We start from the raw sequence: 24,330 nt of genomic DNA on the forward strand, positions 1-24,330 counted from the left end.
GCAATGAAATCCAAAAGACAAACGGTGTGGCTTGTATCGATGCTCAGTTTGATGGTTGTGTTATCCGCTTATTACTTGTTCACCGAAGATAGCTCAACGCGAAACCAATCCGCTACGGGCGAACAGGTCTCATCCATCAATAACGAAAAGACGCCGGGAACCGCGGCGACCGATGAGATGCTGCAAAACGACGATGTGGTGCTCTCGGAGATCATGGGGGAGGATGGCAAAACAGAGGTGGTAACGGAAGAGAAAGCTGCCGGGACGGCCTCTCAGAACAGCGGCGAAGCCGCCGATGCCGGCGGAACCGCGGGCAGTAAGGAAGCGGCCGATGAGGCCAAGGCGGACACCGGGGCGCCGGATGCCTCAGGAGCTGCCGAGGACGCCTCCGGGACAAAAGAAGGAGCATCGGCGTCGAAAGACAACGCCGGTAACAAAGGGGATTCCGCAGGGTCCGCAGCCGCGGGCAAAGACGAGGACGTGTTGAAGCAGTTGGAAAGCCAAGGGAAATCGGCGGCGGATTCGCTGACGGCGTATCAGTTCCAGCGTTCGGAGCAGAATGCCAAGAAACAGGATGAGCTGATGCAAGCCATCAACGACGGAAACAAGTCGCTGGATGAGGCGGCTATGGCGCAACAGGAGCTCAGCGCTTTGGAGGAACGGCAAGAAAAAATTTACGACATCGAAGAAAAATTGCAGCAAACGTACGCGAATGCTGTCGTTACCGAAAGCGAGGACAAATACAAGGTGCTGGTTGTCAGCGAAAAGCTCGAAGCCAAGGAAGCGGTCAATATTATGGATCTCGTCATAAAAGAGCTGGGTGTATCGCAAGATAAAGTAAGCGTCCAATACGTGACCCAATAATGAGGCGGTTTCGCCCCGAGTCGATTGTTGACGAAAGCGGGGAGATCCCCGCAGCTTATGGAAGAGTCCGAGGGAACCTTGGGCTCTTTCCATTTTAGTCGATTATGATATAATACATAAAGTTAAGACGAGGTCACAAAATTTTAATATTTGAGCTGGTCCGGGCTTTGTTTGAAAAAGCTAAAGGAGTGAACCAAAATATGTTCAATTTAAATGAAATTAAAGAGTTAATTGAATTGGTGGACAAGACTTCCGTACAGGAACTGGAGATTGAAAACGACGGGGCTCGCCTGAGCATCCGGAAACCGGGAAAGACCGAGTTTGTGCAAATGCAGCCGACCGTTATCGCCGGCGCTGCCCCGGCTCCCGTCGCGTCGATTCCGGCTCCCGCCGCAGCCGACACCTCCGCGCAGCATCCGGCGGAAACCGCGGCCAACCTACATACGATCGTTTCCCCGATGGTGGGTACGTTTTACCGTGCCGCATCGCCCGAAGCGAATCCGTTTGTAAATATCGGCGACAAGGTCGGAGAGAAAACGACGGTGTGCATCATTGAAGCCATGAAGCTGATGAACGAGCTGGAGGCCGAGATTAAAGGCGAGATCATCGATATTCTCGTGGAAAACGGACAGCTCGTGGAATATGGGCAGCCTCTCTTTTTGGTGAAGCCGGAGTAATCGATCGGCCGTGCCTTTTCAGGTAAGGTTAAGCTTTCCAAGGAGGATGGAACTAGTGAAATTTCATAAAATACTGATAGCGAACCGCGGAGAAATAGCGGTTCGAATTATTCGGGCCTGCCGCGAGATGGGGATCTCCACGGTCGCCGTATATTCCGAAGCGGACAAGGATTCCCTGCATGTCCGGCTGGCTGACGAGGCCTACTGCATCGGTCCGACCCTGGCGAAGGACAGCTATTTGAACTTCACCAATCTGATGAGCATTGCGACGTTGACGGAATGCGACGCGGTCCATCCGGGCTACGGCTTCCTGGCCGAAAACGCCGATTTCGCTGAAATCTGCGGCTCGTGCAATATTACCTTCATCGGTCCTTCGCCGGAAGCCATCACCAAGATGGGCGACAAGGCCGTGGCCAAACAGACGATGAAGGAAGCGAACGTTCCGGTCATTCCGGGGTCCGACGGCCTGATCGAGGACTTGGAGCAAGCCGTTATGGTGGCCCGCGACATCGGTTACCCGGTCATCATCAAGGCGACGGCCGGAGGCGGGGGCAAAGGCATCCGCATCGCCGAGGACGAGGAATCGCTTGTCAAGCAGATTACGACCGCCCAGCAGGAAGCGCAAAAAGCGTTCGGCAACGCCGGCGTTTATTTGGAAAAGTACTTGACCGGCATGAAGCACGTCGAGATTCAGATTATCGCCGACAAGCACGGTAACGCCGTTTATCTCGGCGAGCGCGACTGCTCCGTACAGCGCCGGCGTCAGAAGCTGGTCGAGGAAGCGCCTTGCCCGGTAATCTCGCCGGAGAAACGGCAAGAGATGGGGGAAGCTGCGGTACGGGCCGCGCTGGCGGTGAATTACTCCGGAGCGGGTACATTGGAGTTTTTGCTCGGACCGGACGGACAATTCTATTTTATGGAGATGAACACGCGGATTCAGGTAGAGCACCCGGTCACCGAAATGGTTACCGGCATCGACCTCATTCGGGAAATGATCTCCGTGGCGGAAGGCAGTCCGCTGTCTTTTTCCCAGGAAGACGTCGTCATCAACGGCTGGTCGATCGAATGCCGGATCAACGCGGAGGATCCTGCCCGCAACTTCATGCCTTCTCCGGGGAAAATCGGGTTTTACCTGGCGCCGGGAGGGCCGGGGGTTCGCGTGGACAGCGCCGCATATCCCGGTTACATGATAAGTCCTCATTATGATTCCATGATCGCCAAGCTCATCGTCTGGGGAGCCACCCGCGAGGAGGCCGTGGCCAAAATGAAGCGGGCTTTGGCCGAATTTGCGATCGAGGGGATTCATACGACCATTCCGTTCCATCAGAAACTGTTGGAGCATCCGGTTTTCCTGAAAGGGGATTTTGACATCAAATTCTTGGAAGAATATGAGATTTAATTCCGGGAAGCGGTTTGTCATAATGAACCCGAAATGATATAGTATGTATAATAAGTGCGCGGTCTTAGACAAGAGGGCGTCATACTTATTGAGAGGTGGATGATAGAATGAGTTCTTTGCCTACGGAATTCGAACGGACCGACATCGGTGAGATTCAAATCGCTCCCGAAGTCATTGAGGTTATCGCAGGTCTAGCGACCGTGGAAGTGAAGGGCGTTGCCGGGATGAGCGGCGGCTTCGCCGGCGGCATTGCCGAACTGCTCGGACGGAAGAACCTGTCCAAAGGCGTCAAGGTGGAGGTGGGCCAACGCGAAGCGGCGGTCGATGTCTCCGTGATCGTGGAATACGGCAATCGTCTGCCCGAGGTGGCGACGGAAATTCAGCGCAACGTCAAGAAATCGATTGAGACCATGACCGGCTTGACCGTGGTGGAAGTCAACGTACATATCCACGACGTTATTTTCAAAACAGCAGAACGGACCGAAGAAACCGATTTAAGCCACAGGGTGAAATAAGCCTGGCCCTAAACCCCCGACCATCGCGTCAGGGGTTTGCTATAGTTATAGACCATTCGCTTTATAAGGAGGCTTATTGTCGTGGCCAAAATTTTGGACAGACTCTTGCTGTTTATTTACAGCTTGAGTATCGGAGCTTTATCCGTAATCGCCATCCTCCTGTTGACGGAAGCCATACCTCTGAAGTTGGACGGGAGTGTGGAAAGGCCGGTTTGGATTGCCGGAATTGTGATCGCTGCGGTTTTGTTTTTGCTCAGCCTTCGTTTTTTCTACATTTCCATTCGGCGGGACCGCAGTTCCCTTTCGTCGATCGATCAGCGGACGGAGTACGGAGATATTCAAATTTCCACCGAAACGATCGAAAATCTGGCGTACAAGGCAGCATCGCGCGTTCGCGGGATTCGTGAAGTCAAAACCCGTATCCGCATTACGGAATCGGGATTGGATATCGTCGTGCGGGCGATGGTCGACGGGGATACCCCGATACCGACATTAACGGAAGAAGTGCAGAAGCAGGTTCATGACCATGTCGAGGAGATTACGGGCATTCCGGTGTCTTATGTATCCGTTTATATTGCTAACCTTGTGCAGTCGCCTGTCATCAAAAGCCGGGTTGAATAGGGGGTAGCATGGTGTTCTGGAAGCAATTATGGGAGAGTCACAAAGGGCGATTGCTCGGGCTTGCGGCCGCCGTTTTTCTATGCCCGATCTACCTGTTCTTCGGATTTTGGAATATGCTGTTCTGCGCGCTCTTGCTCTTCATCGGGTATACCTTCGGTAAATACAAGGATTTGGACCAGGGGCCCCTCCTTCCATGGGGGGAACTGAAGAATTGGCTGGCGTCCAGGTGGCGTCCGTTTAAATGATTCCTGTGATATGCTTCCTCCGGAAAAAGAGCATCTTTTTATTTTGCCCGTTTGCGGAGGAAGCATGCTGCAGGTTTTTTTTTGGCCTAGATCAAGGGCTGTGAATACGTTATTGGAATTTATTAAGCGATATTCGTCATGAACGGCGCGTTTTTGGCTCATGATGAAAGTAGCGGGAGATCAAGTTCAAGGAGGCAACCTATGAAACGCAGATTGGCGAGGGAAATTGCGGTACAGTGTTTATATCATATGGAAATGAATGAAGTTCAGGCGGAGGAAGCGGTGACCATGCTGCTCACCGAAGCGGCGGGCGAGAACGAAGGCGAAGTCAAGGTGAAGGATTTGGAGGGCGCCAAGACGTTTGTTCTGGAGCTTGTGGCGGGGACGTGGGACCGCAAGGCAGCGATTGACGGTCTGCTGACCGAGTATTTGAAGGGATGGCAGATCAGCCGGCTGTCGAAGGTGGACCGGCAGATTTTGCGTCTGGCCGCCTATGAAATGATTTTTCGGGAGGATGTTCCCGGCAAGGTGGCCGTCAATGAAGCGATCGAATTGGCGAAGCATTTCGGTACGGCGGAGTCGGGCAAATTCGTGAACGGCGTACTCGGCAAAATGATCCAGGATGTGGATCAATTAAAAGCGAAGCTGTAGCGTCAAATCCGGTGGTCATCGGGATTGAGGGGTAATTATAGAAAATCACAGATAAGGAGAGGATCACATGACAGCACCAATCATTAACGGCAAGCAAGTATCGGAGGAAATTCGGGGAAGCCTGCGCGGCGAAGTCGAGCGTTTGGCGAAACAGGGCTTTAAACCGGGCCTTGCCGTCGTCCTGGTCGGCGAAGATCCGGCTTCCCAGGTGTATGTCCGCAACAAAGAGAAAGCCTGTCAGGACTTGGGCTATTACTCGGAAGTGCACCGCCTCCCGGCTTCGACTTCCCAAGAGGATCTGCTTGCGCTGGTGGACAAGCTGAACCGCCAGGAGAATATTCATGGGATCCTTGTGCAACTGCCGCTGCCGGGACATATCGACGAGAAGTCCGTCATCGACGCCATCGCGGTCGAGAAGGACGTGGACGGCTTCCATCCCGTGAATGTCGGCAATCTTGTCATCGGCGACGACAGTCTGCTGCCTTGCACCCCGGCCGGGGTGATCGAGCTGATTAAACGGACCGGGATCGAAATGGCCGGCAAGCATGCGGTCGTTATCGGCCGCAGCAATATCGTCGGCAAACCGGTATCCCTGCTGCTGCAGCGCGAACATGCGACGGTTACGATGTGTCATTCCAAAACCGCCAATATGAAGGAAATTACGAAACAGGCGGACATCCTGGTCGTCGCGATCGGCCGGGCGAATTTCGTCGACGCTTCTTACGTGAAGCCGGGGGCCGTCGTGATCGACGTGGGCATGAACCGGTTGGACAACGGCAAATTGGCCGGGGACGTGGATTTCGAATCGGTGAAGGAAGTGTCCGGCCCGATCACGCCGGTACCTGGCGGCGTAGGTCCGATGACGATCACGATGCTGATGCAGAACACGCTGCTCGCGGCAAAAAGGTTAAACGGCCTCGCTTGATGATTCGGGTCCGCGTTTGGGGAGAGGAGGGACCCTTTTGGAGCAGCGCGTCTTATCCATCAAGGAACTAAACCGTTATATCCGAATGAAGCTGGAGTCCGACGCCTTGCTGTCCGAGGTGTGGATTCGGGGAGAGATCTCCAATTTCACGCATCATTCCAGCGGGCATATGTACTTTACGCTGAAGGATGCGGACAGCCGGATCAAAAGCATCATGTTCGCTTCGCATAACCAACGGCTTGCGTTTATTCCGAAGGAAGGTACGCGCGTCATCGCGCGCGGAAACGTCTCGGTCTATGAACGGGACGGACAATATCAATTCTACGCGACACATATGCAGCCGGACGGGATCGGCAGCTTGTACCTCGCTTATGAACAGCTGAAAGGCAAGCTTCAGGCGGAGGGGCTGTTCGCGTCCGAACGGAAGAGGAGCCTGCCCCGATTTCCGAAGGTCATCGGGGTCGTCACTTCCCCGACGGGCGCGGCGATCCGCGACATCCTGATCACGTTGCAGCGCAGGTATCCGCAAGCCGCCGTCGTGCTGCACCCGGTGCTGGTTCAGGGCAAAGGGGCGGCGCCGTCGATCGTGAAGGCGATTCGCACCCTGAACGCCATGGGGGAGGCCGACGTGCTCATCGTCGGCCGGGGCGGCGGCTCGCTCGAAGAGCTGTGGGCGTTTAACGAAGAGCCGGTCGCCCGGGCGATCTACGAATCGGAGATCCCTGTCATATCGGCCGTCGGCCATGAAACGGACTTCACGATCGCCGATTTCGTTGCCGACCTGCGCGCCGCCACGCCCACCGCCGCCGCGGAGCTCGCCGTGCCGCACGCGCCCGAGCTGAGGGCCCAGCTGCGCCAGCGCGAACAGGCGCTGCAGCAGAGCCTGCAGCACCGCCTGGCGCAGGCGCGCGAGCGTCTGCGCCGGCTCCAGGCGTCGCCGGCGCTGCGGCAGCCGCAGCGGTCGCTGCTCCAGCACGCGGAGCGGCTGGACATGCTGAAGGCGCGGCTGCGGCAGGGGATGGCGTCCCGCGCGGAGCTGACTGCCGCCAGGCACGACCGCTTGCATCAGCGCCTGCTGCGGTACCATCCGCAGGAGAGCCTGCTCTTTGCCAAGCGGCGCCGGAGCGAAGGGGAGCGGCAGCTGCGCCAGGCGATGACCGCTATCCTGAAGGATAAAGCCCGTCAACTGTCGTACGGCATCCGTCAGCTTGATGCCTTGAGCCCTCTGAAGGTGATGGGGAGGGGCTACAGTCTTGTCTATAATGAGCCAGGAACCAAATTGATCAAATCGCTGAACGATGTCGAGCCCGGGGATATGGTCAGGGTAAAGGTGACCGACGGGGAGCTGGATTGCCAGGTATGGGGAATGCGGAAAGGAGACGAGAACGAACATGGCGAAGGAAACACAGGAACGGGAACAGGAGCAGGAGCAGGAGCAGGAGCAGGAGCTTAATTTTGAGGAAGCGATGAACCGGTTGGAGGACATCGTCTCCCAGTTGGAGCGGGGAGACGTCCCGCTGGAGCAGGCGATCGAATTGTTCCAGAACGGGATGCGGCTTTCCCAGCTTTGCGGTCAGAAGCTGTCGCAGGTGGAACGAAAAATCGAAATGATCGTGGACCAAGAGGGCGAAATCGGGAAAAAACCGTTCCAACCACAGATAGAGGAGAGCGATGCACTTGGCTAAGCCTTCGATAAACCAATACATCGGTGAGATTTCCGAACTTGTCGGCGGAAGGCTGGAATCCTTCCTGCCGGAAGGCTGGGAAGTGCCGGAAAGCCTGGCGAAATCGATGAAGTATTCGCTGATGGCGGGCGGCAAACGGCTGCGCCCCCTTCTGGTCATTGCCGCGGCGGAGTCGCTGGGGGCGAGCCGGGAGGCCGCGCTGCCCGTCGCCTGCGCCGTGGAAATGGTACATACGTATTCGCTGATCCATGATGATCTGCCGGCGATGGATGACGACGATTTCCGGCGCGGGAAGCCGACCAATCACAAGGTGTTCGGGGAAGCGACGGCGATTTTGGCGGGCGACGGCTTACTGACGCACGCTTTTTACAGTGCGGTTCAAGCGGCGCGGCAGCCGGGCGTAAAGGCGGAAGAGGTGCTGGCGATCGTGGAGGAGCTGGCGGTGTATGCCGGACCTTCGGGCATGGTGGGCGGTCAGGTCGCGGATATGGAAGGGGAGCAGGGGCTTACCGACCTGCAGCGGCTCCGGTTCATTCATGAGCACAAAACCGCCGATTTGATCGTCTTTTCTTTGAAAGCCGGCGGCCGGATCGCTGCGGCGACTTCAGCGCAGTTGTCGGCGCTGGAAACCTATGGGCGGGCCTTGGGGCTTGCTTTCCAGATTCAGGACGACATTTTGGATCTGGTCGGGGACGAGGCGAAACTGGGCAAAAAAACGCAGAGCGACGTGAAGCAGGGAAAGGTAACCTATCCCTACTTTCTGGGGATGGAGGCCTCCCGCGCCGAGGTCGACCGGCTTACCCGCTCGGCCAAAGAAGCGGTTACCGGCGGAAGCATTCCGAATCCGGAACGATTGCTGGACATCGCCGATTATTTGTTGAGCAGGGACCATTGACCCCCGGTATGTTTCTTCCTTAGGGATGGATGTGATATAATAAAGGCTATTATCCCCGAGTTTCGGGGATCAGGTTCATCTTGGAATGACAACGATGCTACATTCTTCAAGAAATCCATTCAGGAAAGCGGGGAATCCAGGTGCTGCTTTCACAGATTAAGGGACCCGGCGATTTAAAGTCATGCTCCATCGAGGAATTGACTCCGCTAGCGGCCGATATTCGCCAATTCTTAATTGAAAAGCTGTCCGTTACGGGCGGCCATTTGGCTCCCAATCTGGGGGTGGTCGAGTTGACAATCGCCCTGCACTACTGTTACAACAGCCCTCGGGATAAATTTATTTTCGACGTAGGGCATCAAGCCTATGTTCATAAAATATTGACCGGACGTATGGATCGATTCGATACGCTTCGGATGAAAGACGGGCTGTGCGGCTTCGTCAAACGCTGCGAAAGCGAGCATGACGTCTGGGAGGCGGGACACAGCAGCACCTCGCTGTCCGCGGCGATGGGGATGGCTCTGGCCCGGGATTTAAAGGGAGAGGACCATAAAGTCATCGCCATCATCGGCGACGGAGCACTGACCGGCGGCATGGCCTTCGAGGCTTTGAACCATATCGGCCACGAGAAGAAAGATCTTATGGTCATTCTGAACGACAACGAGATGTCGATCGCTCCCAATGTCGGGGCGATGCACAATTACTTGACCAAGATCCGCTCCGACCGGAATTACTTGCGGGCCAAGGACGAGGTCGAACAGCTGTTGAAGAGAATTCCCGCGGTCGGAGGAAAGCTCGCCAAGACGGCGGAGAAATTGAAGGACAGCCTGAAGTACATGATGGTGTCCGGGGTGTTGTTCGAAGAGCTGGGATTTAAATATCTCGGGCCCGTGGATGGGCACGACTTGCCGGGGCTGATCGATTCGTTCAAGCAAGCCAACAATGTCAGCGGTCCGGTACTGGTGCACGTCCTGACTACGAAGGGCAAAGGTTACACGCCGGCTGAAGAGGACTCGTTTAAGTGGCACGGGATTTCGACGCCGTACAAAATTGAATCGGGACAGCTGCTGAAGGCGGTCGGCAACCCGACTTATACCGATGTATTCGGAAAGACGCTGATCGAGCTGGCCGAGGAGGACGAGCGGATTGTCGCCGTAACCCCGGCGATGCCCGGCGGGTCGGGTTTGGTGAAGTTCGGGGAAAGGTTCCCGGGTCGAATGATCGACGTCGGAATCGCCGAACAGCATGCGGCGACCATGTGCGCGGCGCTGGCGATGGAAGGGCTCAAGCCGGTCTTTGCCGTATACTCGACGTTTATGCAACGGGCGTATGACCAGATCGTTCATGATATCTGCCGTCACAACGCTAATGTGATGTTTGCCATCGACCGGGCCGGTTTTGTGGGAGCTGACGGCGAGACGCACCAAGGTGTGTTTGATATCGCTTTTTTACGTCATATTCCCAATATGGTCCTGATGATGCCGAAGGACGAGAATGAACTCCGGCACATGATGAAAACCGCGCTGGAGTATAATGACGGCCCGATCGGTTTCCGCTATCCGCGCATCAATGTACCGGGGGTCCCGCTCGACGCGGAACTCGTCCCGCTCCCGATCGGAAGCTGGGAAATTCTCCGCGATGGGGACGGACCGATTATTATCGCGGTTGGCCCGATGGTGCAGGTTGCCGAGGCGGCCGCGGATACCCTCAAACGGGAAGGCGTTCAAGCCGCTGTGGTTAACGCCAGATTTCTGAAGCCGTTGGATGAGGAGATGCTCATGGAACTCGCCCGGCGGAATCAGCATATGATCGTGCTTGAGGAAGCCTCCCAGGCGGGCAGTTTGGGCAGTGCGGTGCTGGAGTTTTATGCGCAGCGGGATTTGTCCGGCCTGGACATCTCATTAATGGGAGTACCGGACCGGTTCATCGAGCACGGCAGCATCAACGAACAGTTGGAAGAGGTTGGCTTAACCGCGGAGGATGTGGTCCGGAATGTTCATAAACATCGTGCCGGTCAAAGTCTGCGGTTGGCCAAAGAATAAATAAATCAGTGCGGTGAAAGCTCGCAGGCGGAAGTTCCGTCCGCGAGTTTCTCCTTTCACCGGGAACGTCAGGAGAATGGGAATGTCCGAATCCAAGGAGAGAATTGATGTCCTGCTGGTGGAGCAGGGTTTTTTTGAAAGCAGGGAAAAAGCGAAAGCGGCGATTATGGCCGGGCTTGTCTTGAGCGGGTCGGAAAGGATCGAGAAGGCGGGAATGAAAGTTCCCCGCAGTCTTCCCATCACGGTCAAAGGCGCCGTACACCCTTATGTGAGCCGAGGCGGCTTAAAGCTGGAAAAAGCGCTCAAGGAATTCGGCATCGATCTGAACGGAAGAGTCATGCTGGATATCGGATCCTCGACCGGAGGGTTCACCGATTGCGCACTGCAGCACGGAGCCAGTTACGTTTACGCGATCGATGTCGGCTACAATCAGCTCGATTGGTCGCTCCGTAACGATGAGCGTGTCAACGTCAAAGAGCGGACGAATTTTCGCTATATGACTCCCGCCGATCTGGACGGACCCCGTCCGAGTTTCGCCAGCATCGACGTGTCGTTTATCTCGCTGAAAATTATTCTTCCTCCGCTCCTGGAGCTGCTCTCCCGCCCCGCGGATATCGCCGCCCTGATTAAGCCGCAATTCGAGGCCGGGCGGGAGAAAGTAGGAAAATCCGGCGTGGTGCGCGATCCGAAAGTACATCAGGAGGTTCTGGAAACGGTGCTGAATGAGGCGCGGGATCTCGGATTTTCCTTGCATGGGCTTACCTTTTCGCCGATTACCGGCGGGGAAGGGAATATTGAGTTTCTTGCCCATTTTGGACTAGGAAGGGAAGAGGATGGAGCTCTTGTTAAAGAGTCCGGAGATATTAAGGAAATCGCCCGCAAGGTCATTGCGGAGGCAGCGCGTAAGTTTCATGCAAACCCGTCTTCGTGACGGGTTTTTGCTTGCCCGGGATTGAAATCGGAACAAATGTTCCCTATAATAGAGTTGATTAAATTTCGAACTTCACCCGGGTTTTTCGTAAGAAGTGAACAGGAGCTGGGCCTTCGGCGTCGAATACAACCACTGAGGTGATGGAGATGGGTGGGTTCTCAGACGCGATGCTGATGTTGCTGATTGCCGCCATCGGCCTGTATTTCGGTTACCGAGGATTCCGCTCCTGGGTTCGCAAACCTTATCCTTTAAGATCCGGAATCGGGTTTATCATGAACGAGGAGATTATGGAACATCCCGCGGTCGATTTACTTGAAGCCGCCGGATATGAAGTGGTCAGCGACAAACTGAAAGTGCCGCTCGCTTTTAAAGTGGACGGGAGTATTTTGCACAGCAGGCTGTTTATCGACTATATCGCGACCAAAGGCGGGGAATTCTATCTGGTGAGAACCGCCAGGGAACGAATGCCCCTGGAGTGGACGGGCAGCGGCTTGCGTAAGGAACTGCTTCCTTATTTGCTTCTCTATCCCGATTGCGCCGGCGTGATTTATTTGGATGCGGATCAGGGGATGCTGAAAGAGATCACCCTCATCGCCGACGATGAGGAGGAAGGGTAATCAGACCGTTAAGGAAGATGGAGGGCGTTATGAAAGGTCAACGACATATTAAAATACGAGAAATTATTACGAACCGGGAAATTGAAACCCAGGATGAGCTTGTGGATGCGCTTCGGAGCTCGGGGTTCCAGGTCACGCAGGCGACCGTTTCCCGTGACATCAAGGAGCTTATGCTGATCAAGGTGCCGACGGATGACGGGAGGTATAAATACTCCATGCCGACGGCCCAGCGGTACAATCCCGTTCAGAAACTGCAACGCGCTTTGGTCGACAGTTTTGTACATATCGATCATACCGGCAATCTGGTCGTGGTGAAATGTCTTCCCGGGACGGCCAATTCCGTGGCCGTTTTGATCGACAACATGGAATGGCCCGATTTGCTCGGGACGATTTGCGGGGATGATACGATCCTGATGATTTGCCGCAGCGAGGAGTATGCTTTGTTCATTATCGATCAAATTATGAGCTTTATTTCTTAAAATTATGAACTGCTCTCGAAGGGAGTTGCTGTCACGTTGTTAGTCCATTTATCGATTCGGAATTTGGCGGTTGTGGAATCGGTGGATATTACGTTTCATCCCGGGTTCCATGTGTTGACCGGGGAGACGGGCGCCGGTAAATCGATTATTATCGATGCACTTGGGCTGATCGCCGGAGGCCGGGGTTCGGCCGATTTGATCCGTTACGGCTGCGAAAAAGCGGAGATGGAGGCGGCTTTTGATCTCCCCGAAAGCCATGGCGTTTGGTCATTGCTTTCCGGATTCGGCATTAGCGCCGAGCGGGCCGAATCGCTGATTATTCGGCGGGAAATCAGCGCTCAAGGGAAAAGTACGGCCAGAATCAACGGACAGCTTGTCAACTTGACCATGCTCCGCGAAGTCGGGGAGAGCCTCATAAATCTGCATGGACAGCATGAACACCAGACCCTGCTTCGCTCCGAACGTCATTTGGAACTGCTCGATGCCTACGGTTACGAGGAGATCGAGCCGGTGAAGAAGGACTACCAGGAGACCTACGCTTCGTTCGTCAAGGTGAACAAGGAATGGAACGAGCTGCGTAACACCAGTCAGCAGGCGCTGCAAATGTTGGATCTGTACCGGTTCCAGCTGGAAGAAATTGCGGCGGCCGCCTTGAAGCCGGGGGAAGATGAATGGCTGACGGAAGAGAAGGTAAGACTATCCCATAGTGAGAAAATGATGGATGCCGTTTCCCAAGCTTACGAATTGCTTTACGGTCAGCAGGGGCTGGAGGCCGTCGCCAAAGCGATTTCGCGTCTTACCGAGGCGGCAACTTACGACGGCAAAGGAATTACTCCGCTGCTTGAACAACTCCAAACGGCTTATTACCAGCTGGAAGATGTGTCCTTCGGTCTGCGCTCCTACCGGGAGAATATTGAGTTCAACCCCATTAGGCTGGAGGAGGTGGAGGATCGGTTGAACCTGATCTCCTCCATGCGGCGGAAATACGGAGATAGCGTCGAAGGAATTGTGGACTATTACAATAAAATCCGTCATGAGAGCGAAACGCTTGAAAATAAGGACGAACTGCTTGAAAAACTTGAAGCAAAACGGGAAAAGCTGCTGGCCTCTCTGTTGGAGAAGGCAGCGAAGCTGAGTGAAGTTCGCCGAAAGAAAGCAGATGAGCTGGCGCTGCAAATCGAGCATGAGCTTAAGGATTTGCAAATGGGCCGGACTTCCTTTCAGGTGAAGTTAAGCCCGGTGGAGGACGTGGGGAGTGGAATCGAGTGGAACGGAAAGAAGGTTCGGCCCGGGAAGCAGGGCATCGACAGCGCCGAATTTTTGATTTCGCCGAATCCGGGGGAACCGCTTCGTCCGCTGGGCAAGATTGCTTCCGGTGGGGAATTGTCGCGGATCATGCTGGCGCTTAAGAGCATTTTTGCCCGCCATGACGAGGTTCCTGTTTTAATTTTTGACGAAGTGGACACCGGTGTCAGCGGACGGGCCGCCCAATCGATCGCCGAGAAGTTATACCGCCTCTCGCAGACTTGCCAGGTTTTCTCCATTACGCATCTTCCGCAAGTGGCGTGCATGGCCGATCAGCAGTATTTGATCGAAAAGGTGGTCGAAGACGGCCGGACCATGACACGTGTGGACGAACTTACCGATAAACAACGTGTCATGGAGTTGGCGCGTATGCTCGGAGGCGTGGAAATTACGGACAAAACCAAGCATCACGCCAAGGAAATGCTTAATTTGGCCAAGGCTCAGAAGCAGAAGTAACGGCTTGACGTTTCGGATAAGTTCAATGACTCCCTCCAGCGGTCGGAATTGGTTCGATAAGCAATCCCTTTAGGGCTCGGGTCAATCATTGACAGTAATAAAAGACCTGGCCCGGGGTATCTTATAGGTACGCAATTGGCGACCACCTTTTTCGTCAAGCGAAAGAAGCAAAGGGAGCGTGACAGCCATTGAACCCGAACCTCAGGAAAAGACTGCTCGGCCTTTTATTTGCCTTCTTTTTTTGTTTTCTTGGCACCTCCGCCGCCGAGGGGCATTTGCCTGAATTGCCGGATGAACTGCGTCTGTTCCAGGGACAAGGACGACAACTGCATTTGGCATTGCCCGTACATGCCAGCATTAGTGTGGACCGTCCGGACATTGTCAGGTTAAACGGTCAAACCACGCCATCCATGGAAGTGTCTTTAGGGAATCCCCTGGAACTGTCTCCCATGAACAGCGGCGAAGCCAAGCTGCGCATGAAATTATTCGGTAAACTCCCTCTTAAAACCGTGAAAGTCAATGTGATTCCCGATTTGAAAGTGATACCCGGCGGTCAGACGATCGGCGTCAAGGTGAAATCCGCCGGTATTCTTGTGGTGGGCCATCATCAGGTGAGCGACGGAACCAAGAAGATTTCACCGGGTGAGGCCGCCGGCATTCAGGTAGGCGATTTGATTACGCATATGAATCGAACGGAATTAAAGGATATTAAGGATGTCGCCAAGTTAGCGGAACAGGCCGGCGAGTCGGGCAAGCCGCTCAAGGTCACTTATCAGCGAAACGGCAAAACGATGACAACGCAGCTTCACCCGGCTTACGACGGGCACGACAAGGCTTGGAGACTCGGGCTTTATATCCGGGATTCCGCGGCTGGCGTCGGAACACTAACTTTCTATGCACCGAATCAAGGCGTGTATGGAGCGCTTGGGCATGTCATCACGGATATGAATACGCAAACCCCGATCGTGGTGGGAAGCGGACAAATTTTGCAATCGAGCGTTACCTCGATTTCCAAGAGTGAGAGCGGCGAACCGGGCGAGAAAAGAGCGCACTTCATAAAAGAGGGCCGAACGCTCGGAAATATCGAACGGAACACGCATTTCGGCATTTTCGGCCGTATGGATCAAAATCCGGATTACAGCGTGTATCAAAAGCCGATCCCGGTCGCTTTTTCTGAGGAAATTAAGGAGGGACCCGCGGAGATTCTGACCGTTGTCGAAGGACAGAAGGTGGAGAGGTTTAAAGTGGAAATCGTGCATGTTTCCAAACAAAGCGCACCGGAGACCAAAGGCATCGTTCTGCGAATTACCGATCCGCGGCTGATTGAGAAAACCGGCGGTATCGTTCAGGGAATGAGCGGGAGCCCCATCATCCAAAACGGAAAGCTCATCGGTGCGGTAACCCATGTGTTCGTTAACGACCCGCGTTCAGGCTATGGTTGTTTTATTGAATGGATGCTGCAGGACGCCGGCATCTTGCAAGGGACTACACAAAATCTTAAGGCGGGCTAATTCGCCTTAAGATTTTTTTCTTAGCGGGATGTTTGGAATTGTCGAAAAAAAATGAATTAAGAGATAATATGTAAATAAATGAATTATTATATCTCAACTGAATAAAAAAATAAAGAAAAATAATTTTCGACAGAAGGAATTTACTTTTGTATGTCGAATCCTTATTCTGGAAGAGAAGAAAATAAAAATACTTAATTTTAATTACTTAAGGAGGACAAAGGTCAGTGCAGAAAATTGAAGTGTTGTTGGCGGATGATAATCGAGAATTTACGAATTTGCTCGCGGAATACATTTCGGGGCAGGACGACATGGTCGTCTCGGGAATCGCTTATAACGGGGAAGAAGTACTGGACATGATCGAAAACGCGTCGAAGGTGCCGGACGTACTGATTTTGGATATCATCATGCCGCACCTGGACGGACTGGGTGTCCTCGAGCGTCTGCGCGACATGAACCTGAATCCGCAGCCCAAAATCATTATGCTTACCGCTTTCGGCCAGGAGAACATAACCCAGCGGGCCGTTCAATTAGGGGCTTCTTACTATATCCTTAAGCCGTTCGATATGGAAGTGCTGGCAAACCGTATTCGTCAGCTGGTTGGAGTTCAAACCACCTCAAGCACATCGACGGCGACGTTTACGAAGTCCAATGTGGTGCCTTTGGGAAAAGGAAAAAATCTCGACGCAAATATCACGTCCATCATTCATGAAATCGGTGTACCTGCGCACATTAAGGGATATCAGTATTTGCGCGAAGCGATTACGATGGTCTATAACAATATCGAAATTTTGGGAGCGATCACCAAAACGCTGTACCCCGCGATTGCCGAGAAGTTCAAAACCACTCCATCCCGTGTGGAACGCGCGATTCGTCATGCGATCGAGGTTGCCTGGACGCGGGGGAATATCGACTCCATCAGCCATTTGTTCGGCTACACGATCAACATCAGCAAGTCTAAACCGACTAACAGCGAGTTCATCGCGATGGTCGCTGACAAGCTAAGAATTGAGCATAAGGTGTCGTGAAAGGATAAGGAGTAAAGACACCGCAAGGGATTTCTGGTTTTGGAAACGCAATTCTGCTGGTTCGATTTTGCCGACCTTGGAAGCAGAGCAAGGTGGAATTGTGAAATTGGTTATGCTACAATAATGGCAATTATTTTTAGAAGGAGCTGATGAGAATAATGTAATATTTCTTGCTTACATTACGAACGATAAAACAAAACTTGTTTTATTCTTTGTTAAGCAAGAAAGTTACTTATTCTCTTCACTCAAATACATAACAATATCTAATCCTTTAATGGGTTTGATTTTAGTATTTATTATTTGAGCTACAAGAAAGGTAACTTTCTTGTAGCTCTTTATTGTTTAAGGAAGATTGTTAACTACTCTAGGAGGTTGAAATACATGGTTGAGGTTGTACATGTTCCTGTGAACCGTTCATTGTCCGTTGGCACGGTTCACGATTTTACTAAACGGATGCCGGAGCATTTTCCATCTATTGATAGATGCACGTAGCGACTCTATTACATCTTCGTGGGTACAGATTTAGTTGGTTAATGTAGATTTTAAGCACCCGTTAAGGATGCTTAAGGCCTATTCTCCGGCTCAAAAGGAGAAAAAACATGACATCAACTTCGAAATACGAAATGATGCAACACGTACTGACTGAATTGAAACAACCTGCATATCGGTTCCAACAAATTGCGGATGCGATCTTCAAGCAACGAATCGGTGAATACGACAGAATGACTTCACTGCCCAAGGGGATAAGAAAGGAATTAATTAAGCACTTTGGTGAACATGTTTTAAACTTAACGCCTGTCATGCAAAAGACGTCCCGACAAGTGAATAAAGTGCTTTTTTCGATGGCGGGCGGCGACCATATTGAAGCGGTTCAACTAAGCTATAAACGCGGCTGGAAATCATACTGCATTTCCAGTCAGTGCGGATGCGGATACGGCTGCCGCTTCTGCGCTACAGGTACAATCGGGCTGAAACGAAATTTAACCGCTGATGAAATTACGGATCAACTGTTATATTTTCATTTAAATGGTTATGCCTTGGATAGCGTATCGTTTATGGGCATGGGAGAGGCGCTGGCCAATCCACATATTTTCAACGCGCTCAAGATTCTAACGAATCCACGAACCTTTGGCTTGGGGCATCGAAGAATTACGGTCTCCACCATCGGAATTTTGTCGGGTATCGATCGTCTGGCCAAGGAATTTCCGCAGGTTAACCTAACCTTTTCGCTTCACTCTCCGTTTGACGAACAGCGGAGTGAACTGATGCCCATTAACAAACGGTTTCCGCTGAATGATGTGTTAAACGAGTTGGATCAACATATTCGGAATACAGGGAGAAAAGTATATATTGCATATATTTTACTTCGAGGAGAAAACGATTCAAATGAGCATGCCGAAGCCATCGCCGCTTTATTAAAGCACAGAGGATCTTGGGAACATTTATATCACGTTAATTTGATCCCCTACAATTCAACAGACGTAACGCCCGAAAGCTTTCATCAATCCGACAAAGACCGGGTTCAAAAGTTTGCAGGTATCTTGAAGTCACAGGGAATCAAAGTCACTGTACGGACGCAATTTGGAACGGATATTGATGCTGCATGCGGTCAGCTATACGGGTACAATAAGCAAATATAAAAAATTCAAGCCTACATGGGGGATGGTTTCTTTAAATTATTCCCCTGCTTAGGCAATAGAATTTACTGCATTCATAAATTTTTTTGCGGTGCAAGTAGATCCCCATATTAAATGATACAATAGCGGAAGGACCCGGGTAGGAGGAAAAAGGGATGCAGGAATCAAATGAGCAAAAAATGAGCGAGATGTTTCTGAAACGTTTTATGGAACGCCCCGGCTTGGATCAGGAGGAGCGGGAACGGATACGCGAAGCCATTCAAGAGCTTAGCGACCTTCGGGCGGAAAATGAGCGCTTGCGTAAAACCGTCGTGCGGTTGAGATCGGCAAACACGCCGAGAATGTCCAGTAAATTAAAAGATGCGCTTTATGAATGAAGCTGCTCAAAAAATAAAAGATCTTTCCTCTTCTAAGTGAAGGAGAAAGATCTTTTGGCGTTTCCTCGGTTATTTCTGCGAAGGTTGAGCAGCGGCTTGACGGGCTTTTTTACGGGGACCGGCATAATTTCGCTTGCGATCGCGAAAATAAATCCATCCGCCCAGAAAACCGATCCCCAGCACAAACAGCAGAAGTCCCACAATAAAGGTAAGCCAGTCAAAAGAAACATGGGTGAGCGTGTCGTCACCGTGTTGGGACATATATATAAACAAGGCGTCCTTCATTTTCAAAAAGCCGGTCATGGCGGCAATACCGGGAATCACCAAAATGACGATGGCTATAAAACGGGAAAGCATCAGTTTCATGGAGGTAAGCGACTTCCTTTCGCAAAAAGGCTCATTTTCATTTATCATACAATCTTCCCGGCGTTCTGTCCATGTGAGCGGCTTGTTTGTAATAGCGAAAAAACGAGGTACAATGATAAAAGTAATTTAATCAATGAAGAATGGTGGGAGTGTTGAAATGGCGATTACATGCGATGTGGCGGTACTCGGGGGAGGAACCGGCGGATATATCGCCGCGATTCGTGCGGCTCAGTTGGGGAAAGAGGTCGTAATCATCGAAAAGGACAAGCTCGGTGGAACCTGCCTGCACCGCGGATGTATTCCGAGCAAAGCATTGCTCCGGAGTGCGGAATTGTATGCGCAAATGAAGAACAGCGAGAGCTATGGCATTGAAACGGCCGGCGTTTCCCTGGTGTTTCCGAAAGTTCAGGAACGGAAGCAGGGAATTGTCGATCAGTTATATAAAGGCGTGCAGTATTTGATGCGCAAAAATAAAATCAAGGTGCTGGAAGGGACCGGCCGGATTATCGGGCCTTCGATTTTCTCGCCGAAAAGCGGAGCCGTGGCGGTGGAACTAAGCGATGGAGAGATGGAGACGGTCGTTCCGGCCAACCTGATTATCGCCACGGGATCACGCCCACGGACGTTACCGGAATTGACGCCGGACGGAGTTCATATCCTGAGCAGCGACGAAGCCTTGGCGCTTGAGAAGCTGCCAGAATCGATGATTATTGTCGGCGGCGGCGTGATCGGGGTGGAATGGGCGTCTTTGCTGCATGATTTCGGCGTTAAGGTGACGGTTGTCGAAGCGGCGGAACAGCTGTTGCCGGCCGAAGACGAAGAGGTGGCCCGCGAGCTGCTGAAACAATTGCAGCGACGGGGAATCGAGGTGTTGACCGGGGCCAAGGTACTGACCGACACGTACCGGGTGGAGGAGAACCGCGTGCATATTACGGCGCAAAGCGGTGAAACCGTCGTTGAATTGACGGGGGATCAACTGCTGGTCTCGGTCGGGCGTCAAGCCAACGTGGAAAATATCGGATTGGAAAATACCGATATCGGACTGCACCAGGGCTTTATTCGCGTCAACGAACATATGCAAACGACCGAGCCTCATATTTACGCGATCGGCGACTGCATCGGCGGTCTGCAGCTGGCTCATGCCGCCAGCCATGAAGGGATTGTGGCGGTAAACCACCTGGCGGGTGAGCCGTCTCACGGCTATAGAACCGAACAGGTTCCGCGCTGCGTTTACACCCGGCCGGAAGTGGCCTCCGTCGGCTGGACCGAGGCGGAAGCCAAGCGTCAGGGAAGGAATGTGAAAACGGCGAAGGTCCCTTTTACCGCGATCGGAAAAGCTTTGGTGCAAGGGGAGCCGGAAGGGTTTGTAAAGATGGTCGCCGATGCCGAAACCGAGGATTTGCTCGGGGTACAAATCATCGGAGCCCATGCGACGGAGTTGATCGCACAGGCCGCGTTGGCCCAGCTTCTTGACGCGACGCCGTGGGAAATCGGCCAAGCCGTTTACGCCCATCCTTCGCTCTCCGAAATTATCGGGGAAGCTGCGCTGGCTGTCGAAGGACGTTCCCTTTCCCTATAGTGATAACTATTATTTTCTTTTTCCGGCGAAAGGGATTATAATAAGGTTATCCCAAGTCTTAGTACCAGGTTTTAAGATGAGCTAAAGACACGGGTCCAAAAAAAGGAGGTAACTCCCATGAATGCGAAAAGTTCCATAAAAACAGCACCCCAACATGAGCAGCTCGGATTGTCGGATGCCGAAGTGGTGGACATGTACAGATATATGCTGCTCGCGCGGAAATTCGACGAACGGAATTTGTTGCTGCAGCGGGCGGGCAAAATTAATTTTCACGTCTCCGGGATCGGACAGGAAACCGCGCAGGTCGCGGCCGCGTTCGCGCTGGATCGCGAGCGGGATTATTTCCTGCCTTATTACCGGGATTACGGGTTCGTGCTGTCCGTCGGCATGACGTTAAAGGAATTGATGCTCTCCGCGTTTGCCAAGGCGGAAGACCCGAACAGCGGCGGCCGTCAAATGCCGGGGCATTTCGGCAGCAAACGGCTGCGGATCGTGACCGGCTCCAGCCCGGTGACTACGCAGGTCCCGCATGCGGTCGGCTTCGCCCTGGCGGCCAAGATGAAGAAGCAGGACATCGTGTCTTTTGTAACGTTTGGCGAGGGCTCCAGCAACCAGGGCGATTTTCACGAAGGATTGAATTTTGCCGGGGTTCAGAAGCTGCCGGTCATTTTTATGTGCGAGAACAACCAGTATGCCATTTCCGTACCGATCAAGAAACAGCTTGCCGGCAAAGTGTCCGATCGTGCGCTCGGCTATGGCTTCCCGGGCGTCCGCGTCGACGGCAATGACGCGTTGGAAGTGTATCGGGTCGTGAAAGAAGCGCGGGAACGCGCCGTTCGCGGCGAGGGTCCGACCTTGATCGAAGCGATGATGTACCGGCTGTCGCCTCACTCGACTTCGGATAACGATCTGGCTTACCGGACCAAAGAGGAAGTGGATGAGAACTGGAAGAAGGACGGGATTCCCAAGATGAAATCCTATCTTATCCAGCACGGCTTATGGAGCGAAGAGCAGGATGAGGCGCTGCACCGGGAAATTTCGCAGCAGCTCAAGGATGCCATCGAAGCTGCCGAACTGGCGCCGTTCCCGAAGCCGGAAGATACGCTTCTGCACGTGTATGCCAGCGAAGGGGAGGAATAAACCATGCCGGTTATGGAATATATCGATGCGATTCGTCTCGCCATGAAAGAAGAGATGGAGCGGGACGAAAATGTATTTGTGTTAGGTGAAGACGTCGGGGTCAAGGGCGGGGTTTTCACAACGACCAAAGGTCTTCAGGAGCAATTCGGCGAACTTCGCGTACTGGATACGCCGTTGGCGGAGTCCGCCATCGCCGGAGTGGCGATCGGCGCGGCCATGTACGGCATGAAGCCGATCGCGGAGATGCAGTACTCCGATTTCATGCTCCCCGCCACGAACCAGATCATCAGCGAAGCGGCCAAAATCCGCTACCGCTCCAACAACGATTGGAACTGTCCGGTCGTGGTGCGGGCTCCGATCGGCGGGGGGATTTTCGGCGGATTGTATCATTCCCAATGTCCGGAGTCGATTTTTTTCGGGACGCCGGGATTGAAGATCGTAGCGCCGTATTCTGCTTACGATGCCAAGGGATTGCTCAAGGCCGCCGTTCGGGACCCGGACCCCGTCTTGTTCTTTGAGAACAAAAAATGCTATAAGCTCATTAAAGAGGACGTGCCTGAGGACGACTACATCGTTCCGATCGGCAAAGCGAACGTGCTCCGCGAAGGCACGGATATCACGGTGATCGGATACAGCCTTCCGCTCCATTTTGCGATGCAGGCGGCAGCCGAGCTTGAAGCGGAGGCAGGAATCAGCGCGCACATCCTGGATCTGCGCACCCTTCAGCCGCTGGACCGCGAAGCGATCGTGGAAGCGGCGCGGAAGACGGGGAAGGTGCTGATCGTGCACGAAGACAACAAGACCGGCGGCGTGGGCGCGGAGGTAACCGCGATCATTGCGGAGGAGTGCCTGTTCGAACTGGATGCTCCGATTCAAAGACTGTGCGGGCCCGACGTCCCGGCGATGCCGATCAGCCCGCCGATGGAGAAGTTCTTTATGCTGAGCAAAGATAAAGTTAAAGAAGCGATGCTGCAATTGGCACTTTTTTAAAGCAGGGGAGTGAGAGCGGATATGTCAAACAAACAGCTAACCGATGTCGTTATGCCTCAGCTCGCGGAATCGCTCGTTTCGGCCACGATCGGCAAGTGGCTTAAGCAGCCGGGTGACCGGGTTGAACAATATGAACCGATTTGCGAAGTGATTACGGATAAGGTAAATGCGGAGATTCCGTCGACCCTCGACGGGATCATGGGCGAGCTTCTGGCGAAGGAAGGCGAGGAAGTTTCCGTCGGTACGGTGATTTGCCGGATCGAGACGGAATCGGCGGCTTCGGCCCCGGCCGGGACAGCGCCGACGGAGGCCCAGGCCCAAGCGGCCGCTCCGGGCGAACCCGGCGAAGGGTCGCAGCGCCATCGCTACTCGCCGGCCGTGCAGACCTTGGCCGCCGAGCATGGCGTAGACCTTCGGTCCGTTCCCGGCACCGGGCTGGGCGGACGCATCACGCGCAAGGATGTGCTCGCGTATATCGCGGGTGGCGGCGGGGGGAACGCCGCACAGGCGCCGACGCAGCCATCGGTACAGCCGGCGGTGCAGCCGTCGGCCGTCAGCCAGCCCGCTGCGCCGCCGGCGATTCCGGTCGCCGCGGATCTGAGCCGGGCGGTTTCCGAACCGGTGCGCCATTCCGGCCTGCATTTGACCGAAACGCCGCGCATCCCGACGATCGAAGTCGAGGGCGGGGACCGGTCCGAATATTTCATCGACGTCACCCCGATCCGCAATACGATTGCGACCCGGATGCGCCAAAGCGTGTCGGAAATTCCGCACGGCTGGATGATGATTGAGGTGGACGTGACAAACCTTGTCCAGCTCCGCAACAAAATCAAGGACGAGTTCAAGCGCAAGGAAGGGGTCAACCTGACTTATCTGGCCTTCCTGCTCAAAGCGGTCGTGAGCGCGATCAAGGACTATCCGATCATGAACTCGGTGTGGGCCGTCGACAAAATCATCGTCAAACGCGATATCAACATCTCCCTGGCCGTCGGCACCGAGGATTCGGTCCTGACCCCGGTCATCAAGAAGGCCGATCAGAAGAACATCGCCGGCCTGGCCCGGGAAATCGACGAATTGGCGACCAAAGTGCGCGCCGGCAAGCTGAAGCTCGACGACATGCAGGGCGGCACTTTTACGGTAAACAATACGGGCTCCTTCGGCTCGATTCTGACCCAGCCGATTATCAACTACCCGCAGGCGGCGATTTTGACTTTCGAGTCCATCGTGAAAAAGCCGGTTGTGATCAACGATATGATCGCGGTCCGTTCGATGGCCAATCTGTGCCTGTCGCTCGACCACCGGATTCTGGACGGCGTGATTTGCGGAAGATTTATGCAGCGCGTCAAAGACAATATGGAAAGTTATTCGCTCGATACGCAAGTCTATTGATGTGGAGGCGGC

25 protein-coding genes are annotated in these 24,330 nt (G+C 53.6%); 24 read left to right on the forward strand and 1 reads right to left on the reverse strand.

Translation table 11 applies throughout. The annotated features are described in order from the left end of the window. The first annotated feature begins 3 nt into the window (after positions 1–3). The 20 genes from FRY98_RS11070 to FRY98_RS11165 all read left to right on the forward strand — a co-directional run bounded on the left by FRY98_RS11070 (position 4) and on the right by FRY98_RS11165 (position 18,854). Positions 4–864, forward strand: a complete 861-nt coding sequence (locus FRY98_RS11070; RefSeq protein WP_148451802.1) for a SpoIIIAH-like family protein — start codon at positions 4–6, stop codon at positions 862–864. Positions 865–1,064: 200 nt separating this feature from the next. Next, the gene (accB, locus tag FRY98_RS11075) at positions 1,065–1,541 is read left to right on the forward strand and encodes an acetyl-CoA carboxylase biotin carboxyl carrier protein (protein ID WP_148451803.1); all 477 of its coding nucleotides are present in this window, start codon (positions 1,065–1,067) and stop codon (positions 1,539–1,541) included. A 55-nt stretch (positions 1,542–1,596) separates the two neighbouring features. Beyond that, complete coding sequence (gene accC / locus FRY98_RS11080; RefSeq protein ID WP_148451804.1) at positions 1,597–2,940, forward strand: acetyl-CoA carboxylase biotin carboxylase subunit; 1,344 nt, start codon at positions 1,597–1,599, stop codon at positions 2,938–2,940. Positions 2,941–3,047: 107 nt separating this feature from the next. Then, on the forward strand, positions 3,048–3,455 hold the full coding sequence (locus FRY98_RS11085) for an Asp23/Gls24 family envelope stress response protein (protein WP_148451805.1): 408 nt from the start codon (positions 3,048–3,050) through the stop codon (positions 3,453–3,455). 81 nt (positions 3,456–3,536) lie between these two features. Next, the gene (gene amaP, locus FRY98_RS11090) at positions 3,537–4,076 is read left to right on the forward strand and encodes an alkaline shock response membrane anchor protein AmaP (protein ID WP_148451806.1); all 540 of its coding nucleotides are present in this window, start codon (positions 3,537–3,539) and stop codon (positions 4,074–4,076) included. A gap of 8 nt (positions 4,077–4,084) precedes the next feature. Continuing rightward, complete coding sequence (locus tag FRY98_RS11095; protein ID WP_263639281.1) at positions 4,085–4,321, forward strand: DUF2273 domain-containing protein; 237 nt, start codon at positions 4,085–4,087, stop codon at positions 4,319–4,321. A 201-nt stretch (positions 4,322–4,522) separates the two neighbouring features. Beyond that, positions 4,523–4,972 (forward strand): transcription antitermination factor NusB, encoded by a 450-nt coding sequence (gene nusB / locus FRY98_RS11100; RefSeq protein WP_148451808.1) that lies wholly within the window; start codon positions 4,523–4,525, stop codon positions 4,970–4,972. 67 nt (positions 4,973–5,039) lie between these two features. Further along, positions 5,040–5,897, forward strand: a complete 858-nt coding sequence (gene folD, locus FRY98_RS11105) for a bifunctional methylenetetrahydrofolate dehydrogenase/methenyltetrahydrofolate cyclohydrolase FolD (protein WP_148451809.1) — start codon at positions 5,040–5,042, stop codon at positions 5,895–5,897. Between the two features lie 85 nt (positions 5,898–5,982). Beyond that, positions 5,983–7,350: an exodeoxyribonuclease VII large subunit gene (gene xseA / locus FRY98_RS11110; RefSeq protein ID WP_420819700.1), complete on the forward strand. Its 1,368-nt coding sequence runs from the start codon at positions 5,983–5,985 to the stop codon at positions 7,348–7,350. Next, on the forward strand, positions 7,289–7,582 hold the full coding sequence (xseB, locus tag FRY98_RS11115; RefSeq protein WP_148451811.1) for an exodeoxyribonuclease VII small subunit: 294 nt from the start codon (positions 7,289–7,291) through the stop codon (positions 7,580–7,582). Before xseA ends, xseB begins: the two co-directional genes overlap by 62 nt. Next, on the forward strand, positions 7,569–8,477 hold the full coding sequence (locus FRY98_RS11120) for a polyprenyl synthetase family protein (RefSeq protein WP_148451812.1): 909 nt from the start codon (positions 7,569–7,571) through the stop codon (positions 8,475–8,477). Before xseB ends, FRY98_RS11120 begins: the two co-directional genes overlap by 14 nt. A gap of 140 nt (positions 8,478–8,617) precedes the next feature. Next, complete coding sequence (dxs, locus tag FRY98_RS11125) at positions 8,618–10,516, forward strand: 1-deoxy-D-xylulose-5-phosphate synthase (RefSeq protein WP_148451813.1); 1,899 nt, start codon at positions 8,618–8,620, stop codon at positions 10,514–10,516. Positions 10,517–10,598: 82 nt separating this feature from the next. After that, on the forward strand, positions 10,599–11,447 hold the full coding sequence (locus tag FRY98_RS11130; RefSeq protein ID WP_148451814.1) for a TlyA family RNA methyltransferase: 849 nt from the start codon (positions 10,599–10,601) through the stop codon (positions 11,445–11,447). 146 nt (positions 11,448–11,593) lie between these two features. Then, positions 11,594–12,064: a hypothetical protein gene (locus FRY98_RS11135; RefSeq protein ID WP_148451815.1), complete on the forward strand. Its 471-nt coding sequence runs from the start codon at positions 11,594–11,596 to the stop codon at positions 12,062–12,064. A 29-nt stretch (positions 12,065–12,093) separates the two neighbouring features. Continuing rightward, positions 12,094–12,543 carry a transcriptional regulator AhrC/ArgR gene (gene ahrC / locus FRY98_RS11140; RefSeq protein ID WP_148451816.1) on the forward strand — a complete coding sequence of 150 codons (450 nt, stop codon included), beginning with the start codon at positions 12,094–12,096 and terminating at the stop codon, positions 12,541–12,543. Between the two features lie 36 nt (positions 12,544–12,579). After that, the gene (recN, locus tag FRY98_RS11145) at positions 12,580–14,304 is read left to right on the forward strand and encodes a DNA repair protein RecN (RefSeq protein ID WP_148451817.1); all 1,725 of its coding nucleotides are present in this window, start codon (positions 12,580–12,582) and stop codon (positions 14,302–14,304) included. Positions 14,305–14,492: 188 nt separating this feature from the next. Continuing rightward, positions 14,493–15,815: a SpoIVB peptidase gene (gene spoIVB, locus FRY98_RS11150; RefSeq protein ID WP_148451818.1), complete on the forward strand. Its 1,323-nt coding sequence runs from the start codon at positions 14,493–14,495 to the stop codon at positions 15,813–15,815. A gap of 224 nt (positions 15,816–16,039) precedes the next feature. Then, positions 16,040–16,840 (forward strand): sporulation transcription factor Spo0A, encoded by an 801-nt coding sequence (gene spo0A / locus FRY98_RS11155; protein ID WP_148451819.1) that lies wholly within the window; start codon positions 16,040–16,042, stop codon positions 16,838–16,840. 599 nt (positions 16,841–17,439) lie between these two features. After that, entirely contained in the window at positions 17,440–18,480 is a 1,041-nt protein-coding gene (locus FRY98_RS11160; protein ID WP_148451820.1) for a Cfr family 23S rRNA (adenine(2503)-C(8))-methyltransferase, read from the forward strand. Between the two features lie 152 nt (positions 18,481–18,632). Beyond that, positions 18,633–18,854 carry a hypothetical protein gene (locus tag FRY98_RS11165; RefSeq protein WP_225040510.1) on the forward strand — a complete coding sequence of 74 codons (222 nt, stop codon included), beginning with the start codon at positions 18,633–18,635 and terminating at the stop codon, positions 18,852–18,854. Between the two features lie 69 nt (positions 18,855–18,923). On the opposite strand, the gene FRY98_RS11170 is transcribed toward FRY98_RS11165, so the two are convergent. Continuing rightward, a complete protein-coding gene (locus FRY98_RS11170; protein ID WP_148451821.1) occupies positions 18,924–19,220 on the reverse strand; it encodes a DUF2627 domain-containing protein in 297 nt (98 codons plus the stop codon). A gap of 157 nt (positions 19,221–19,377) precedes the next feature. On the opposite strand from FRY98_RS11170, the gene lpdA reads away from it, so the two are divergent. The 4 genes from lpdA to FRY98_RS11190 all read left to right on the forward strand — a co-directional run bounded on the left by lpdA (position 19,378) and on the right by FRY98_RS11190 (position 24,318). After that, complete coding sequence (gene lpdA, locus FRY98_RS11175) at positions 19,378–20,799, forward strand: dihydrolipoyl dehydrogenase (RefSeq protein WP_148451822.1); 1,422 nt, start codon at positions 19,378–19,380, stop codon at positions 20,797–20,799. A gap of 117 nt (positions 20,800–20,916) precedes the next feature. Next, positions 20,917–21,939 carry a thiamine pyrophosphate-dependent dehydrogenase E1 component subunit alpha gene (locus FRY98_RS11180; RefSeq protein ID WP_148451823.1) on the forward strand — a complete coding sequence of 341 codons (1,023 nt, stop codon included), beginning with the start codon at positions 20,917–20,919 and terminating at the stop codon, positions 21,937–21,939. A gap of 3 nt (positions 21,940–21,942) precedes the next feature. Then, positions 21,943–22,929, forward strand: coding sequence for an alpha-ketoacid dehydrogenase subunit beta (locus tag FRY98_RS11185; protein WP_148451824.1), 987 nt, complete (start codon positions 21,943–21,945; stop codon positions 22,927–22,929). A 21-nt stretch (positions 22,930–22,950) separates the two neighbouring features. Then, positions 22,951–24,318, forward strand: coding sequence for a dihydrolipoamide acetyltransferase family protein (locus FRY98_RS11190; protein WP_148451825.1), 1,368 nt, complete (start codon positions 22,951–22,953; stop codon positions 24,316–24,318). The last annotated feature ends 12 nt before the right edge of the window (positions 24,319–24,330 follow it).

It is taken from the genome of Paenibacillus faecis (assembly GCF_008084145.1).
Lineage (GTDB): Bacteria > Bacillota > Bacilli > Paenibacillales > Paenibacillaceae > Fontibacillus > Fontibacillus faecis.

What these genes read in the sequence shown, in the direction of transcription:
- FRY98_RS11070 (WP_148451802.1), top strand. Translation starts at nt 4, where the DNA reads ATGAAATCCAAAAGACAAACGGTGTGGCTTGTATCGATGCTCAGTTTG.
- accB (WP_148451803.1), top strand. Translation starts at nt 1,065, where the DNA reads ATGTTCAATTTAAATGAAATTAAAGAGTTAATTGAATTGGTGGACAAG.
- FRY98_RS11085 (WP_148451805.1), top strand. Translation starts at nt 3,048, where the DNA reads ATGAGTTCTTTGCCTACGGAATTCGAACGGACCGACATCGGTGAGATT.
- FRY98_RS11095 (WP_263639281.1), top strand. Translation starts at nt 4,085, where the DNA reads ATGGTGTTCTGGAAGCAATTATGGGAGAGTCACAAAGGGCGATTGCTC.
- nusB (WP_148451808.1), top strand. Translation starts at nt 4,523, where the DNA reads ATGAAACGCAGATTGGCGAGGGAAATTGCGGTACAGTGTTTATATCAT.
- folD (WP_148451809.1), top strand. Translation starts at nt 5,040, where the DNA reads ATGACAGCACCAATCATTAACGGCAAGCAAGTATCGGAGGAAATTCGG.
- xseA (WP_420819700.1), top strand. Translation starts at nt 5,983, where the DNA reads ATGAAGCTGGAGTCCGACGCCTTGCTGTCCGAGGTGTGGATTCGGGGA.
- xseB (WP_148451811.1), top strand. Translation starts at nt 7,289, where the DNA reads ATGGCGAAGGAAACACAGGAACGGGAACAGGAGCAGGAGCAGGAGCAG.
- FRY98_RS11120 (WP_148451812.1), top strand. Translation starts at nt 7,569, where the DNA reads ATGCACTTGGCTAAGCCTTCGATAAACCAATACATCGGTGAGATTTCC.
- FRY98_RS11130 (WP_148451814.1), top strand. Translation starts at nt 10,599, where the DNA reads ATGTCCGAATCCAAGGAGAGAATTGATGTCCTGCTGGTGGAGCAGGGT.
- FRY98_RS11135 (WP_148451815.1), top strand. Translation starts at nt 11,594, where the DNA reads ATGGGTGGGTTCTCAGACGCGATGCTGATGTTGCTGATTGCCGCCATC.
- ahrC (WP_148451816.1), top strand. Translation starts at nt 12,094, where the DNA reads ATGAAAGGTCAACGACATATTAAAATACGAGAAATTATTACGAACCGG.
- FRY98_RS11160 (WP_148451820.1), top strand. Translation starts at nt 17,440, where the DNA reads ATGACATCAACTTCGAAATACGAAATGATGCAACACGTACTGACTGAA.
- FRY98_RS11165 (WP_225040510.1), top strand. Translation starts at nt 18,633, where the DNA reads ATGCAGGAATCAAATGAGCAAAAAATGAGCGAGATGTTTCTGAAACGT.
- FRY98_RS11170 (WP_148451821.1), bottom strand. Translation starts at nt 19,220, where the DNA reads ATGAAACTGATGCTTTCCCGTTTTATAGCCATCGTCATTTTGGTGATT.
- lpdA (WP_148451822.1), top strand. Translation starts at nt 19,378, where the DNA reads ATGGCGATTACATGCGATGTGGCGGTACTCGGGGGAGGAACCGGCGGA.
- FRY98_RS11180 (WP_148451823.1), top strand. Translation starts at nt 20,917, where the DNA reads ATGAATGCGAAAAGTTCCATAAAAACAGCACCCCAACATGAGCAGCTC.
- FRY98_RS11185 (WP_148451824.1), top strand. Translation starts at nt 21,943, where the DNA reads ATGCCGGTTATGGAATATATCGATGCGATTCGTCTCGCCATGAAAGAA.
- FRY98_RS11190 (WP_148451825.1), top strand. Translation starts at nt 22,951, where the DNA reads ATGTCAAACAAACAGCTAACCGATGTCGTTATGCCTCAGCTCGCGGAA.